Source organism: Runella sp. MFBS21 (assembly GCF_029433105.1).
Taxonomy (GTDB): Bacteria; Bacteroidota; Bacteroidia; order Cytophagales; family Spirosomataceae; genus Runella.
Genome location: NZ_JARNTW010000013.1, coordinates 156,876 through 172,116 on the forward strand (window position 1 = coordinate 156,876; position 15,241 = coordinate 172,116).

At 42.4% G+C, this 15,241-nt stretch carries 20 protein-coding genes; 16 read left to right on the forward strand and 4 right to left on the reverse strand.

Annotated elements, in window-relative coordinates; all coding sequences use genetic code 11:
• Positions 1–82: 82 nt before the first annotated feature.
• The 16 genes from P1X15_RS21935 (at position 83) to leuB (ending at position 13,887) form a co-directional block, all read left to right on the forward strand.
• On the forward strand, positions 83–1,222 hold the full coding sequence (locus P1X15_RS21935; RefSeq protein WP_277340285.1) for a hypothetical protein: 1,140 nt from the start codon (positions 83–85) through the stop codon (positions 1,220–1,222).
• Between the two features lie 3 nt (positions 1,223–1,225).
• Complete coding sequence (locus P1X15_RS21940; RefSeq protein WP_277340286.1) at positions 1,226–1,984, forward strand: bifunctional 2-polyprenyl-6-hydroxyphenol methylase/3-demethylubiquinol 3-O-methyltransferase UbiG; 759 nt, start codon at positions 1,226–1,228, stop codon at positions 1,982–1,984.
• 38 nt (positions 1,985–2,022) lie between these two features.
• Positions 2,023–3,066, forward strand: coding sequence for a ketol-acid reductoisomerase (ilvC, locus tag P1X15_RS21945; RefSeq protein WP_028664809.1), 1,044 nt, complete (start codon positions 2,023–2,025; stop codon positions 3,064–3,066).
• A 288-nt stretch (positions 3,067–3,354) separates the two neighbouring features.
• Entirely contained in the window at positions 3,355–3,642 is a 288-nt protein-coding gene (locus tag P1X15_RS21950; RefSeq protein WP_277340287.1) for a type II toxin-antitoxin system HigB family toxin, read from the forward strand.
• Complete coding sequence (locus tag P1X15_RS21955; protein ID WP_277340288.1) at positions 3,626–3,985, forward strand: type II toxin-antitoxin system HigA family antitoxin; 360 nt, start codon at positions 3,626–3,628, stop codon at positions 3,983–3,985. The genes P1X15_RS21950 and P1X15_RS21955 overlap by 17 nt, the downstream gene beginning before the upstream one ends.
• Before the next feature lie 12 nt (positions 3,986–3,997).
• Positions 3,998–5,281, forward strand: a complete 1,284-nt coding sequence (ilvA, locus tag P1X15_RS21960) for a threonine ammonia-lyase (RefSeq protein ID WP_277340289.1) — start codon at positions 3,998–4,000, stop codon at positions 5,279–5,281.
• A gap of 178 nt (positions 5,282–5,459) precedes the next feature.
• Positions 5,460–6,455: an ATP/GTP-binding protein gene (locus P1X15_RS21965; RefSeq protein WP_277340290.1), complete on the forward strand. Its 996-nt coding sequence runs from the start codon at positions 5,460–5,462 to the stop codon at positions 6,453–6,455.
• On the forward strand, positions 6,452–7,015 hold the full coding sequence (locus P1X15_RS21970; RefSeq protein ID WP_277340291.1) for a hypothetical protein: 564 nt from the start codon (positions 6,452–6,454) through the stop codon (positions 7,013–7,015). Before P1X15_RS21965 ends, P1X15_RS21970 begins: the two co-directional genes overlap by 4 nt.
• Positions 7,012–7,230: a hypothetical protein gene (locus P1X15_RS21975; protein WP_277340292.1), complete on the forward strand. Its 219-nt coding sequence runs from the start codon at positions 7,012–7,014 to the stop codon at positions 7,228–7,230. Before P1X15_RS21970 ends, P1X15_RS21975 begins: the two co-directional genes overlap by 4 nt.
• A 130-nt stretch (positions 7,231–7,360) precedes the next feature.
• A complete protein-coding gene (locus P1X15_RS21980; protein ID WP_277340293.1) occupies positions 7,361–8,203 on the forward strand; it encodes a helix-turn-helix transcriptional regulator in 843 nt (280 codons plus the stop codon).
• A 104-nt stretch (positions 8,204–8,307) separates the two neighbouring features.
• Positions 8,308–9,711 carry a 3-isopropylmalate dehydratase large subunit gene (gene leuC / locus P1X15_RS21985; protein ID WP_277340294.1) on the forward strand — a complete coding sequence of 468 codons (1,404 nt, stop codon included), beginning with the start codon at positions 8,308–8,310 and terminating at the stop codon, positions 9,709–9,711.
• A gap of 103 nt (positions 9,712–9,814) precedes the next feature.
• The gene (locus tag P1X15_RS21990; protein WP_277340295.1) at positions 9,815–10,168 is read left to right on the forward strand and encodes a four helix bundle protein; all 354 of its coding nucleotides are present in this window, start codon (positions 9,815–9,817) and stop codon (positions 10,166–10,168) included.
• Positions 10,169–10,215: 47 nt separating this feature from the next.
• Positions 10,216–10,812, forward strand: coding sequence for a 3-isopropylmalate dehydratase small subunit (gene leuD / locus P1X15_RS21995; RefSeq protein ID WP_122933969.1), 597 nt, complete (start codon positions 10,216–10,218; stop codon positions 10,810–10,812).
• A gap of 23 nt (positions 10,813–10,835) precedes the next feature.
• Positions 10,836–12,335, forward strand: coding sequence for an alpha-isopropylmalate synthase regulatory domain-containing protein (locus P1X15_RS22000; protein ID WP_277340296.1), 1,500 nt, complete (start codon positions 10,836–10,838; stop codon positions 12,333–12,335).
• A 33-nt stretch (positions 12,336–12,368) separates the two neighbouring features.
• The gene (locus tag P1X15_RS22005) at positions 12,369–12,746 is read left to right on the forward strand and encodes a GxxExxY protein (RefSeq protein WP_277340297.1); all 378 of its coding nucleotides are present in this window, start codon (positions 12,369–12,371) and stop codon (positions 12,744–12,746) included.
• A 67-nt stretch (positions 12,747–12,813) separates the two neighbouring features.
• Positions 12,814–13,887: a 3-isopropylmalate dehydrogenase gene (gene leuB, locus P1X15_RS22010; protein ID WP_028522076.1), complete on the forward strand. Its 1,074-nt coding sequence runs from the start codon at positions 12,814–12,816 to the stop codon at positions 13,885–13,887.
• 93 nt (positions 13,888–13,980) lie between these two features.
• On the opposite strand, the gene P1X15_RS22015 is transcribed toward leuB, so the two are convergent.
• The 4 genes from P1X15_RS22015 to P1X15_RS22030 form a co-directional block, all read right to left on the reverse strand.
• The gene (locus tag P1X15_RS22015; protein WP_277340298.1) at positions 13,981–14,106 is read right to left on the reverse strand and encodes a hypothetical protein; all 126 of its coding nucleotides are present in this window, start codon (positions 14,104–14,106) and stop codon (positions 13,981–13,983) included.
• Positions 14,107–14,150: 44 nt separating this feature from the next.
• Positions 14,151–14,345, reverse strand: coding sequence for a DUF5615 family PIN-like protein (locus tag P1X15_RS22020; RefSeq protein WP_277340299.1), 195 nt, complete (start codon positions 14,343–14,345; stop codon positions 14,151–14,153).
• Positions 14,342–14,578 carry a DUF433 domain-containing protein gene (locus tag P1X15_RS22025; RefSeq protein ID WP_277340300.1) on the reverse strand — a complete coding sequence of 79 codons (237 nt, stop codon included), beginning with the start codon at positions 14,576–14,578 and terminating at the stop codon, positions 14,342–14,344. Before P1X15_RS22025 ends, P1X15_RS22020 begins: the two co-directional genes overlap by 4 nt.
• Positions 14,579–14,856: 278 nt before the next feature.
• Positions 14,857–15,156, reverse strand: coding sequence for a DUF779 domain-containing protein (locus P1X15_RS22030; protein WP_277340319.1), 300 nt, complete (start codon positions 15,154–15,156; stop codon positions 14,857–14,859).
• Between the last annotated feature and the right edge of the window lie 85 nt (positions 15,157–15,241).

Genomic DNA, 15,241 nt, shown 5'->3' on the forward strand with positions numbered 1-15,241 from the left:
AAGTGCGTTATTTGCAGTGCCTTTATCTGGTAACTTTTCAAGAATGTTAAAAACCTTGAAAAGCGCACGTAAACGTTATTCCATGGAACCTCTGCAATCGCTTGCTACTCCTTTCAATGAGTTAGAATCAAAATTAAAACCGTTCTTTGACAATAAATTTTGGAAAGTTAGGCTTTTGTTTTTGGCATTGGCTATATCAGTAACTACGCTTTTGGCATTTAATTTTATTTTGGTCGACAAGGGCCTGCGAAATTTGTACCAAGAGATGAGGCATCCTGGTTCAATTGGTGGTTTTTTTTGGGATGATATTATTAAGCAAGGCGCAGATCCTCTCACACCCCAAGACTATGAACCGGGCTCGCACGAAGCCAATCAGACTTTTCGTATTACTATTCCGCTCATCGCTAGAGTTCTACATCTTAATGTGGCCGGTCTTTATGTGCTACATGTGTTGATGGGGCTTTTATTCTTGTGGTTTGTGATAGAGGTAGTGTACGGAATCCTAAAAGACAAAATACTTACTTTTTATTTCATTACGGGTTTTACGGCTATTTATGCAGGAGCCAATTTTTACATCAATTTTTTGGGACATTGCGACATTTTCCCCTTTTGTTTCATGATTTTGATGTGGTATTACCGCAATCCACTGTTGATTCTCCTTTTTTCACAATTAGCGTTTTGGTGCGATGAACGTGCCATTATCAATTCTACTTACATTGGCTTATTGTATTTAATGCCATTGGTGCAAAATTGGATTAAACAAGGGAATTTAAATTTAAAACTGATTCCGTTGTCTGCCATCGTCTTAGTGATAAGTGCAGGCTTGTATATAGTTATCAGAAGTTGGTTAGCTTCTAGTTATGGTCTTAAAGTGGGGCACGACAATGACCTCTCTCGCAAGACCATCACCTGGAGCTTGAGTATTATTGGAGATAAGTTTACGAGAGGTTTAGAAGGTTTTTGGTTATTGATATTTGCTGGTATTACCGTGCTTGTATTGAGGCGGGATTGGTGGATGTTGGTATTGCTTGGAGGATGTATGTTGGCCACAGGGGCGATTGCAATCATGGTTGCCGATGGTACACGTTCTTTGTCGTTTGGGTTTTGTATGTTCTTTTTCTTACTTATGATTTTAAAAGAACATATTGCTCAAAAAGAACTAAGGTATCTGTTAATAGTAAGTACGCTATTATCCCTGATGTTGCCAATGTCCTTTCCATAAAATATGCAATCATCTTATTATCAGGAGTACTATGCTATCGAGCGCGAGCATTGGTGGTTTTTGGTTCGTAACCAGATATTGATGAATCATCTCCGCCAAAATTTACCCTTCAAAAGACCTCTCCAAATTTTGAATATTGGGGTAGCTACCGGCCGAACGTCCGAGCTATTAACGGAGTTTGGTAAGGTTAAGTCTGTAGAATACGACCAAGAGTGTTATGAATTTACGAAGACAAACGTTCCTATCGATATTATTCAAGGGTCGATTTTGGAATTACCCTTCGAATCAGAAAAGTATGATTTAGTGTGCGCTTTTGATGTAATTGAGCATGTGGAAGACCATACTTTGGCTGTTTCAGAGATGAAACGAGTGTGCAAACCTGAAGGACTAGTGAGCGTGACAGTACCGGCGTTTATGTTTTTATGGAACCAACACGATGATGTCAATCACCATGTCAGAAGATATGATATGAGCATGTTGAAGAAGATTTTTGAAGGAGACGGTAAGATTATTTTCAATACATATTTCAACTTTTGGCTGTTTTTTCCGATTGCGTTTTTTCGTCTTTTATCCAAAATACTGCCCTTGCATCAGCGAAAGATAGAAGAAGCAGGTTCGGATTTTACGGTGATGAATGGCCCTATTTTCCAGAAAATATTCAAAGCTATTTTCAAAACTGAAGATTGGCTCATCCAAAGAAAAATAAGATTATTTGTGGGCGTGTCGGCCTTGCTTACTTGGCAAAAGACAAAAAAAGTTTAACATATTCAGTTGTATTACCCAAACAAACCAATCAATCAATGGCACAGATTAATTTCGGCGGGACAGTAGAAGAAGTAGTAACCCGCGAAGAATTTCCTCTAGAAAAAGCACGTGAAGTATTAGCAAATGAAACTATTGCCGTTATTGGATACGGTGTACAAGGTCCAGGTCAGAGTCTTAACATGCGCGACAATGGCTTCAATGTCATCGTCGGACAGCGTAAAGGGAAAACATACGACAAAGCCGTAGCTGATGGCTGGGTGCCTGGCGAAACTCTTTTTGAAATTGAGGAAGCTCTCGAAAAAGGTACTATTATTTGTTTCTTGTTGTCGGATGCAGCCCAAATCGAATTGTGGCCAACCGTTAAAAAATATTTGACTGCTGGTAAGTCGTTGTATTTCTCACATGGATTCGGTGTTACGTACAAAGACCAAACGGGCATCGTTCCTCCTGCTGATGTAGATGTATTTTTGGTAGCTCCTAAGGGCTCAGGTACTTCTCTTCGTCGTTTGTTTGTAGAAGGAAAAGGCCTTAACTCATCGTTTGCGGTGTTCCAAAATGCTACTGGCGAAGCCCGTACGAAGTGTATCGCAATGGGTATCGGCGTAGGTTCTGGTTATTTGTTTGAAACCGATTTCTACCGTGAAGTAACGTCTGACCTTACAGGTGAGCGTGGAACATTGATGGGCGCTATCCAAGGTATTTTCGCGGCACAGTACGAAGTATTGCGCGAAAACGGCCACTCTCCATCAGAAGCGTTCAACGAAACTGTAGAAGAATTGACGCAGTCGTTGATGCCATTGGTGGCTGAAAACGGCATGGACTGGATGTATGCCAACTGCTCGACGACTGCTCAACGTGGTGCGCTTGACTGGTGGAAGCCTTTCAAAGAAGCTACTAAGCCTGTGTTCCAACAACTTTACAACTCAGTAAAATCAGGTGAGCAAGCTAACATCTCTATCACTCGTAACTCACAACCAGACTACCGCGAGAAACTCGAAGTAGAATTGGCTGAGCTTCGCGATTCTGAAATGTGGCAAGCAGGTGCTGCCGTTCGCAGCTTGCGTCCTGAGCGCAACTAAAATACATAATTAAACTTTTAATATCTGTAGAGGCTGTCTCAAAAGTAACAGGTCACAAAATATTCTTTGGATTCAACCTCACCCCCTAAATCCCCATCTCCAGAAAGGAGAGGGGGACTTTGAAAGCCCTTCTCCTAGCAGGAGAAGGGTTGGGATGAGGTTGAACAGAGGCCGAAGATAATTTGGTGATACTAGACTTTTGAGACAGCCTTCTTTTTTATAAAAACGCAACCAAAATGGTTACAATTTTGTATATTTGTTGATATGAGAGTGGTTGCCATAAAAACATTGAAGTCCTATTGGGAAAAAGAACTATTGGCCGAACAACCCTTGAAAGCATGGTTTGCTGAAGCAGAAAAGGCCGTTTGGCTATCGCCTCACGAGCTTAAACAGCAGTATCGGAGTGCTTCTATAGTAACGAATAAGCGAGTTGTTTTTAATATTCATGGAAACAGATATCGTTTATTGGTAGATATAGAATATCGTCTCCAAACCGTTTTCATTGTTTGGATAGGTACGCACCAAGAGTACGATAAAATTGATGCTAAAAATATAAGATATGTTAAAGCCGATTAAAACAGAAGCTCAATACGAAATAGTATTAGAGCGTCTTTACGAACTTATACAAACTGATATTTCAGAAGGATCAGAAGAAGAAGCTGAGTTTGAGATATTGACATTGTTAGTAAAAGAATATGAACGGCAAAGGTACCCCATTGGACCGCCGCATCCCATTGAAGCAATCAAGTTTCGTTTAGACCAATTGGGGATGAAGGAGAGTGATTTAAACAAAATTTTAGGTAACAGAAGTCGTAAATCAGATATTTTAAGCGGGAGACGCAAACTTAGTCTTTCAATGATAAGAAAGCTTCATGATGCCTTAAACATTCCTGCCGAAGCTTTGATTTCGTCTTATTAAAACTACAATGTCATGAGTCTTGCTTCCGAAAAACATAAGTCCAAAAACGCAGATTTTCCTACGTTTGATAACATATTACAAGCCGCTGAGCGCATCCGTAAAGTGGTAAAACACACCGATTTGGAGTTAAATCTTAACTTTTCTGAGCGCTACGAAGCCAATATTTACTTCAAACGTGAAGATTTGCAAGTGGTACGTTCGTATAAAATCAGGGGAGCGTACAACAAAATGGCCAGTTTGTCGACCGAAGCTCTCGAAAAGGGAGTCGTATGCGCCAGCGCAGGAAACCACGCGCAAGGAGTCGCCTACGCTTGCAACAAAATGCAAGTCCGTGGCACTATTTTTATGCCCAGCACAACACCCGCCCAGAAGGTAAAACAGGTAAAACTATTTGGTAAAAATCAGATTGAAGTAGTCCTCCACGGCGATACCTACGATGACGCTTACCACGCAGCCAAGCATTTTTGCGAAGCCCACGCTGCTACGTTCATTCACCCGTTTGACGATGTGCAGGTCATGGAAGGCCAAGGAACAGTAGGACTAGAAATTTTCCGCGATGCCGATTTTAAAATTGATTACCTGCTTTTTGCCATCGGCGGCGGCGGTTTGGCTTCAGGCGTTACCACTGTTTTTAAACAACTCAGTCCAGCCACCAAGCTCATTGGCGTAGAACCCGTAGGCTCTCCCACGATGTACACGGCCATCAAAGAAGGGCAAGTCGTCACGCTCGACAACATCGATAAATTTGTGGACGGAGCCGCCGTAAAACGCGCAGGAGAGCACACCTTTGAAGTATGTCGGAAAAATTTGGACGATATTTTGCTCATTCCTGAAGGAAAAGTCTGTTCGACAATTTTGCAACTTTACAACGAAGAAGCCATCGTCGTTGAGCCAGCGGGTGCGCTTACCGTGGCGGCGCTTGACCAAATCAAAGACGAAATCAAAGGCAAAGACGTGGTATTACTGATTGGAGGTGGCAACAACGACATCACCCGTACCGAAGAAATCAAGGAACGTTCGCTCCTCTACGAAGGCTTAAAACACTACTTTATCATTCGCTTCCCGCAGCGTTCGGGGGCTTTTAAGGAGTTTTTGAACCACGTTCTTGGCCCCAACGACGACATCGCACACTTTGAATATTCTAAAAAAACAGCCCGCGAACGAGGTCCTGCTTTGGTAGGTATCGAACTCCGTCACAAAGAAGATTTCGAGCCACTTTTGACACGCATGAACGAACACAATATTCAGTTCGAGTATATCAACAATAAACCTGATTTGTTTGAGTTTTTGATATAAACTTTAAAAGAGCATGAAACTCCATTTAAAAGAAATAGATACTTCTCAAGGAAGAGTTGTTCAGATGCCTGTTGAAGAATGAGAACGATACAGCCGTCAATACGAGCAGATGAAAGTAATCTTCAATAATTTTTAAAGTAGCATTAGTTGGTAGGTACCAAAATAATACATTGATTCTATGAATAACTTCATACAATATCTTGAAATTAAAAATTTTAAATCTATACGATATTTAAAACTTTCTAATTTCAAAAAAATCAACCTTTTTATTGGAAGACCCAATGTAGGAAAATCGAATATACTAGAAGCCCTTGGATTGTTCACATTACCTTATGTAAATATGAATAATGGCAAATTGCAGTTAAAGAAAATAAAAAATCTTGTTCGGTTAGAAAACGAATCAGAACTCTTTTATGAAGGTAATACTTCATCATCAATCTCTATAAAAACCAACAATTTTCAATGTATTATTTCTCGTAACCCAGAAGAAAATAGCTTTGATTATACTAATTACCCAAAACTTCTTCACGAAAAAGGATATTACATATATTTTTCTGAAGATTTAAAAAAAGAAGGCTACCCTGTTAAAAGTTATCATTTTAAAACTGGAGTAAACTTTAAAAGGGAGAAAGTTGAGTTTTTAATGCCCCCTTTTGGTAATAACATTTTACAAACGTTAGATTTTTTACCCGATTTAAAAGAAACCATTGCCTATTGGTTCAGCCAATATGGATTAAGAATTGTCTTTGACAAAGCCAGTCAATCGTTAAAGATAATGAAAGAAGTGCATGATAATGAAGTATTTATAATTCCTTACAATTCAATTGCTGATACTTTACAACGTATTATATTTTACAAAACAGCCATTGCTTCTAATCAAAACTCCGTTTTGGTTTTTGAAGAGCCAGAAGCACACTCTTTTCCCCCTTACATAACAGAATTTACGCAAGAAGTAATCGAATCTACTTCTAATCAATTCTTTATGGCAACCCATAGCCCCGTAATTGTCACTGATTTTCTTGAAAATGCCCGAAAAGACTTAGCAATATTTATGGTAGATTTTAAAGACGGCCAAACAGTTATTCGCTCACTTCAAGAAACCGAAATCGAGGATGTATATAAATATGGGATTGATTTATTTTTCAATAATGAAGCTTACCCTGTTATCAAATGATAGATTTTAAGGTGATACCAGAATGTTATATTGATACTAAGCTTATCAAAGTTCTTGTTCCTCCACAAAATCATTACAACCATCAAAAAGGGTGTTCTAATGTCGTCAAAGTAATGAAGGAGAAATTAGCTGGTGATTTTGCGCTTGGTATTATCGATAGAGATAAAGTAGAACTTGGTTATGCTTCTGAATTTGATTTAGCAACTGAGCTTACAGGTGTGTTACAGTTATGTAAGCATAGAACTAGGAATCATTACCTTATATTTATAGAACCTGCGATTGAAAAGTGGATTATTAGAAATGCAGATGATGCAGGAATTTCATTAATTAACTTTGGCCTTCCTCATGATTTTGATAGTTTACGAAAACTGACAAAAACCTCTAAGAGTGAAAATAACGACCCATTTTCATTTCATTTTCAAAAATTATTTAAAGAACTGAAGAGGCAAAGCCCAAAAGGCATTTCTATTCTTTCGTTTTGGATTAATTATCTAAAAGCAAATCAATATAACGCTAATTTGCAGTATTTGATTGATGAAACAAACAGATTGAACCAATGAATTTTGATTTCAGAAAATACCACGTACGTGCCATCAATGCGCGCGACGAAGCCGAAAAAGCGGCCATCAACCAAGAATTGAAAGACTTATACGATTCTCTTTCGGAAACCGACAAAAAAGTATTCAATGAAGAATTACAGAAGTTTTTGGTATCCCAATATAAAGCTATCGGCGACGAATACGAGTCCCTGAAAAAAGGCGGCGCGTTTAACTGATAAACGTCGGCAGGGTTTGTAATCATTGCCGGCTAAACCCTGCCGACGTTTCAATTTCGGCAGGGTTTATAATTACTGCCTCCTGAACCCTGCTGACGTTTCAATTAACCATTAACCGATAACCGCCCCCATGCTTCGCGTCCCTTCTTCCATCAGCGCCCAACAGTTCCAGTCTCTGAAAATTCAGGACACGACTTTTGTGGCCTACCGAAGCGACGTATATCCCGAACGCAATGAGATTTTTTTTGAGGAACATGCCGTCGTTGTCGTGCTCGAAGGAGAAAAGAAGTTTATCTCTCCCAACCAAGACCTGCACGTTCGCAAGGGGCAAATTTTGTTTTTCCAACGGGGCTGCTATTCCATGAACGAATCCATAGGAAGCGACTACCGCAGCCTTGTTTTTTTCTTTCACGAAAAGCTACTGAAAGAATTTGTAAGCCAAAACCAAACGTTGTTCGACAAAGCAGACGTCGAAAACCCTCAGCCGATTTTAGTGCTACAATCCTCTTCGACTTTTGAGAAATTCATTGATTCTCTCTTTCCCTATTTCCACTCACAAACGTCCTACTTGAATCAGTTTTTACGGCTCAAGTTTCAGGAACTGCTGCTTCATTTGTTGGAAATCGACGGCTCCAATCAGCTCAAAACCATTTTGTTTAATATTTACAAAGGGCAGAAAACGGACTTGGAATATCTGCTCAACAACTACTACCTAAAACCGCTGACGATAAGCGAATTAGCCCATCTTTCGGGACGAAGTTTGTCTGCGTTTAAACGCGAGTTTGAAGCCCAATTTCACGCCTCACCCGCTCATTGGATTAAACAAAAACGCCTGGAACAAGCCGCTTTTTTACTCAAAAACGCCAATAAAAACGTGTCTGAAGTCAGTATGGAAATTGGCTATGAGAGTGTTTCTCATTTTATCAAAGCCTACAAGGAGAAATACGGTTTTACGCCAAAAAAATACAATTGAGCTAAAATCGCTATTGTTTGAGCGAAGGGCGTCATGTCACTTTGGGAAGATTCCTGCAATTTTGTAGCGTATTATTCTCCCATTGCATTAATCTCAAAATGGATATGTCAAACCAACCAACAACTCTCTTCGACAAAGTGTGGGATGCGCACGTTGTCCGCAAGATTGCAGACGGCCCCGATGTATTGTTCATCGACCGCCACTTTATTCACGAAGTAACCAGCCCTGTAGCGTTTTTGGGCTTGGAAAGCAGAGGCATTGGCGTGTTGTTCCCGAACCGTACGTTTGCTACGGCCGACCACAACACCCCTACCATCAACCAACACTTGCCAGTCGCTGACCCTCTTTCGGCCAATCAGCTCAAGGCGTTGGAAACCAACACCGCCAAATACGGTATTTCTCACTGGGGCTTGGGCCACCAAAAAAATGGTATCGTACACGTGGTTGGGCCAGAAAATGGCATCACTCTCCCTGGCATGACGATTGTTTGCGGTGATTCGCACACTTCTACCCACGGAGCGTTTGGAGCGATTGCGTTCGGTATCGGTACGTCGGAAGTAGAAATGGTATTGGCGTCGCAGTGTATCATGCAGCCAAAACCAAAGAAAATGCGCATTACCATCAATGGTCAATTGGGGAAAGGTGTCCTTCCTAAGGATGCGGTATTGTACATCATTTCTCAAATTTCGGCCAGTGGTGCTACGGGTTACTTCGTAGAGTACGCAGGTGATGTGTTTGAAAACATGAGCATGGAAGGTCGTATGACGGTGTGTAACATGTCGATTGAAATGGGTGCGCGTGGTGGTATGATTGCCCCCGACGAAAAAACGTTTGCTTACCTCAATGGCCGTGAGCAGTCGCCAAAAGGCGAAGCATGGGAAAACGCCGTTGCGTACTGGCAAACCCTCAAAACTGACGAAGGCGCTGGGTTTGACTTAGAATACACCTACGATGCGGCCGACATTGAGCCACAAATCACCTACGGAACCAACCCTGGCTTAGGAACGGGCATTACCAAACACATCCCGAAAGCTGCCGATGTACTTGACGGAGCTGCTTCTTACGCTAAGTCATTGAACTACATGGGATTTGCCGAAGACGAAAGTCTTTTGGGCAAAGCCATTGATTTCGTTTTCTTGGGAAGCTGTACCAACGGCCGCATTGAAGATTTCCGCGCGTTTGCATCGGTGGTGAAAGGTCGTAAAAAAGCTGACAACGTAACGGCTTGGTTGGTACCAGGTTCGCACATCGTAGAAGCCCAAATCAAAGAAGAAGGTATTTTGGATGTTTTGACCGAAGCAGGTTTTCAGTTGCGCCAGCCAGGTTGCTCAGCTTGCTTGGCCATGAACGACGACAAGATTCCTGCGGGCAAGTATGCCGTAAGTACCTCTAACCGTAACTTCGAAGGCCGCCAAGGCCCAGGAGCACGTACCTTGTTGGCCAGCCCATTGGTAGCTGCTGCCGCCGCTATTACGGGTAAAGTCACTGACCCACGGGAGTTTTTGTAACTTTGGCAGTAAGCTTTATGCTGTAAGCCCTAAGCTTTTGTACATTAATTATGTGTTCAAAAGCATATAGCTTATTGCTTAAAGCATATAGCATTACCTACAAATGAGAGATTTTAGAAAATATGAGGTTTGGAAATTGGCACATTCTTTTGTGTTACAGATTTATTCTATTTCTAAAAATTTCCCTCAAAGCGAAATATACGGTCTGACCAGCCAACTTCGCAGGGCTGCTACATCTATTCCTACAAATATCAGTGAAGGATGTGGACGAAACACAGATGCGGAATTTGCTCGTTTCTTACATATTGCTTTGGGGTCAGCTCACGAGACCGAATACTTACTTCAATTGGCTCATGATCTTGAGTATATTGAAGAAACTACCTATCAATCATTGCATTTGAAAATAAATGAAGTGAAAAGAAAGGTTTATCATTTGGAACAAAAACTTAATAAATAATGCCAAAGCTTAAAGCCTAAGGCATATAGCATAAAGCCCACAAAAAAATGGCATACGATAAATTCACCATACTAACCAGTTCGGCAGTGCCGCTTCCGTTGGAAAACGTGGACACTGACCAAATCATCCCTGCTCGTTTCTTGAAAGCCACTGAGCGTAAGGGATTCGGCGACAACCTTTTCCGCGATTGGCGCTACAACGGCGACGATACCCCTAAGGCCGATTTCGTTTTAAACAACCCTCTTTACAGCGGTAAAATCCTCGTAGGAGGCCGTAACTTCGGAAGTGGTTCGAGCCGCGAGCACGCTGCATGGGCTATCTACGATTACGGGTTCCGTTGTGTGGTATCCAGCTTTTTTGCTGATATCTTCAAAAACAATGCCATCAACGTAGGGATTTTACCCGTAACGGTGAGTCCTGAGTTTTTGGATAAAATCTTTCAAGCCATCGAAAAAGATGCCAACGCTGAGTTGACGGTCAACCTTCCTGAGCAAACCATCACGATTGTTGCGACGGGCGAATCGGAGTCATTTGCCATCAATGGCTACAAAAAACACAACCTCATCAACGGCTACGACGATATCGACTATCTACAAGCCATGAAAGAGGAAATCGGCGTATTTGAAGCCGCTCGGCCTTACTAATTTCTATGAGATACATCGAAATAATGGATACGACACTCCGCGACGGTGAACAGACCAGCGGGGTGTCTTTTTCGGCTTCGGAGAAACTGGCTTTGGCACAGTTGCTCCTTACGGAAGTCAAAGTGAATCGTATTGAAATTGCTTCGGCGCGGGTATCGGCGGGGGAGCTAAAAGCAGTACAAAAAATTACGAAGTGGGCACAAGAAAATGGCTACATCGACAAGGTAGAAGTACTTACGTTTGTCGATGGCGAAGCTTCTATTGATTGGATGCTTGAGTCGGGAGCAAAAGTGATGAACCTCCTCACCAAAGGGTCGCTCAATCACTTGACGCACCAACTCAAAAAAACACCCGAAGCGCACTTTGCTGACATCCAAAAAGTAATCGAATTGGCACAATCGAAAGGAATTTCGGCCAATGTTTACCTCGAAGATTGGAGCAATGGAATGCGTAATTCACCCGAATATGTATTCCAATTCCTTGATTTTCTGACTACCCAGCCGATTCTACGAGTGTTGCTTCCCGATACGTTAGGTGTACTGACTCCTGCCGAATCGTATTCGTACATCAAGTCGATTGTGGAACGCTACTCCAATCACCACTTCGATTTTCACGCGCACAACGACTATGACCTCGGCATCGCCAACGTCATGGAAGCCGTGCGGGCAGGTGCGCATGGGCTACACTTGACCGTCAATGGCATGGGTGAACGCGCAGGCAATGCCCCATTGGCCAGTGCCATTGCGGTTTTGAAAGACTTCATGCCAGAAGTGGAAACAGGCGTAGTGGAAGAGTCGTTGTTTTCGGTGAGTAAAATCGTTGAAACTTTCTCGGGGCTGCGTATTCCTGCCAATAAACCTATTGTTGGGGATAACGTCTTTACCCAAACGGCGGGTATTCACGCCGACGGCGACAAGAAAAATAACCTCTATTTCAACGAGTTGATGCCTGAGCGTTTTGGACGAAAGCGTTCGTATGCCTTGGGAAAAACCTCGGGCAAGGCCAATATCGAGAATAACCTTCGCGAATTGGGCATCAAACTTTCTGACGAAGACCTCAAAAAAGTAACGCAGCGTATCATCGAACTCGGTGACCGCAAAGAAGTAGTGACGCAGGAAGACCTGCCGTACATTATTTCGGACGTGTTGGACACCAATGCGATTGAGTTTAAGATTGAGATTCTCAATTATGTTCTGACGCACTCCAAAGACCTTCGCCCTTCGGCTACGCTCAAGCTCAAAATTGAGGACGAGACGTTTGAAGAAAATGCCCAAGGCGATGGTCAATACGATGCGTTTATGAATGCATTGAAGAAGATTTACGCTAAGAAAAGCCTTGAACTTCCTTTGCTGACCGACTACGCCGTCCGTATCCCAACGGGTGGAAAAACCGATGCCCTTTGCGAAACGGTCATTACGTGGAATTGGAACGCCAAAGAATTCAAGACCAGAGGCTTAGACTCCGACCAAACGGTTTCGGCCATCAAAGCCACTCAAAAAATGCTGAACTTGATTTCGCTTTAAAAGACAATTGATTAACCACAAAGGACTCAAAGAATGGCACAAAGTTCACAAAGTATAGATTACCAAATTGTCGGGTGCGCCTTAGAGGTTCACAAAGCACTTGGGCCTGGACTTCTGGAAAGTGCTTACAAAGAGTGTCTTTTTTATAAACTCAAACAATCAGGGCTATGGGTTGAAAAAGAGAAGCCAATGCTTTTGGTTTTTGAAGAAGTCAAATTAGACTGTGGTTATCGTCTTGATTTATTGGTAGAAAACAGCGTCGTGGTAGAGCTTAAAGCAGTAGAAGCCCTGAACGATGTTCATTTAGCCCAAATTCTAACCTATATGCGTTTGGGACATTTTAAATTAGGTTTACTCATCAACTTCAATGTCGCAAGATTAAAAGAGGGAATCAAACGAGTCATTCTTTGAGACCTTTACGGCCCGCCGCTGCGGTGCAATTCTTTGTGCTCATTGTGGTTTATTTTTTACTAAGTAAATGGCAAAAAAACACATCCTTATCGTACCCGGTGATGGAATCGGGCAAGAAGTTACCACGGTTGGTAAACAAGTACTAGACCGTATCGCCGAAAAATTCGGCCATGAATTTACCTACGACGAAGCCCTCATCGGCCACGTAGCCATCGAAGCCACGGGCGACCCGCTTCCTGAAGAAACGCTCGTAAAAATGCGGGCTTCGGACGCCATCTTGTTTGGTGCCGTAGGTCACCCAAAATACGACAACGACCCTTCGGCCAAAGTACGCCCTGAACAAGGTTTGTTGAAAATGCGGAAAGAACTTGGCTTGTACGCCAACCTTCGTCCTATCAAGTTGTTTGACGAGTTGTTGGAAGCCTCAAGTATCAAACCGGAAATCCTAAAAGGCAGCGATATTCTCTTCTTCCGCGAATTGACGGGCGACGTGTATTTTGGAAAACGTGAGCGCCTCGACGACGGCAACACGGCTTACGACACCATGATTTATAGCAAATACGAAGTAGAGCGCATTGCCCGTAAAGCATTTGAAGCTGCTCGTACGCGTAGCAAAAAATTGATGTCGGTTGATAAAGCTAACGTATTGGAATCGAGTCGTTTGTGGCGCGAAGTGATTCAAAAAATCGCTCCCGAATATCCTGACGTTGAGGTAGAGCACCAATTCATTGACGCCGCCGCCATGTTGCTCATCAAAGACCCGCGTCGTTTTGACGTAGTGGTAACGGGTAACCTTTTCGGTGATATTTTGACCGACGAAGCCAGCCAAATCGCAGGTTCGATGGGTATGTTGGCCTCGGCCTCGGTAGGCGATAGCACGGGCGTTTATGAGCCTATCCACGGTTCGGCGCACGACATTACGGGCAAAGGCGTAGCCAATCCGTTGGCTTCGGTACTTTCGGCAGCGTTGTTGTTGGATATTTCGTTTGGCCTAAAAGCTGAAGCAGACGCCATCATCGCAGCGGTTGATAAAGTATTGAAAGATGGTTTTCGCACGCGTGACATCGCCAACAGCGAAACTCCAGCCGACAAAATCCTCGGCACCGACGCCATGGGCGCAGAGTTGTTGAAGCATTTGTAGAATCAATGATTCAAACGATTAGAAACCTACTAACAAAGCCCCATATAGCCATCGTTTGGACGGTGGTTATTTTGGGGCTTTGATAATAATCATTTAAAAAGGCAGCTGTCTAATCCTAATCTTACGGTCATCTACAGTAACAGTGGCTCCAGTTTCAAGATAAGGAAGTAGTTCTGATAAGTGGTCTTCGACAAATGACTCTAAAAACGCTTTACTCATTTTTGAAGTTCTGAATGTTAATACAGAAGGCTTAGGTTCATTGTTTAGAGCTGCAATCGAGAAAAATCTAAATCGAAAGTTACAATAATGAAACCATTTTCCTGAGCAAATACCCTTATGATATCATCAGGAGTGTTGGTTAATCCATAATCAGAAACATGGAAACCTTCGTGATTATTGTCAATACAAAATACTTCACTGTAGTACGAAGGGAGATTTTCGTCTAGGAGAAACTTCATGCTGCTTTCATAGGAATGTAAATTTCCTGTATGCGCTGCGATGCAAACATAATTGCCTCGTTAATAGCCGTTTCCGACAACTGGGGAAAAGCCACAAGTAAATCTCCAACCGACATCCCACCAGCAATATGTGCCAAAATAGATGATACCGTAATACGCGTATCTTTGATGCGTGGTAAACCTTGACAGATGCCTACATCAGCAACGATATAAGTGAAATTAGTAATTTGCATAGCTATTTTCTGATGTATTTATTTTCAAAGTTAGGTAGTTAAAATCAATTTGGCAAATCTGAACACAATGATTCAAACGATTAAAAACCTACTAACAAAGCCCCATATAGCCATCGTTTGGACGGTGGTTATGTGGGGCTTTTCTCTATTCTACGCCAAGAAATACCCGACGATAGGGATTCTGACCAACTCCCTTATTTTAAAGCACTGCGTTAACTACATTGCCCAGTAGATTTGGGGAAAATACAATCTTACTAAGGCACTGAGAGATACAGGAATCATACCTCGTTGGGTTGTAATAACCTCGACTTAATAATAAAACGCACCCCCATTGGTATTTCTAACGAAAAACTAGCCCCTCGTCCTGGTACTACGTCGAGGGTTAAGTGCGTGTGTTTCCAGTACTCAAACTGGTCGCGCGACATGTAAAAATCGCAGCCGTGAATTTCGCCTAGTTTTATATCGGTTTCGTTCAACATCAACTCCCCCACCTCAAAACACATCGGAGCTGAGCCATCGCAGCAACCGCCACTTTGGTGAAACATCAACGCACCGTACTTGGCGCGGAGCGTGTTAATGACCCGCTCCGCCCTTTAGATTTGCACTTTGATTATTTATAATAAAAACTGTTATTACTGTAAGTTTTCTTTTTGCTACTTTTTC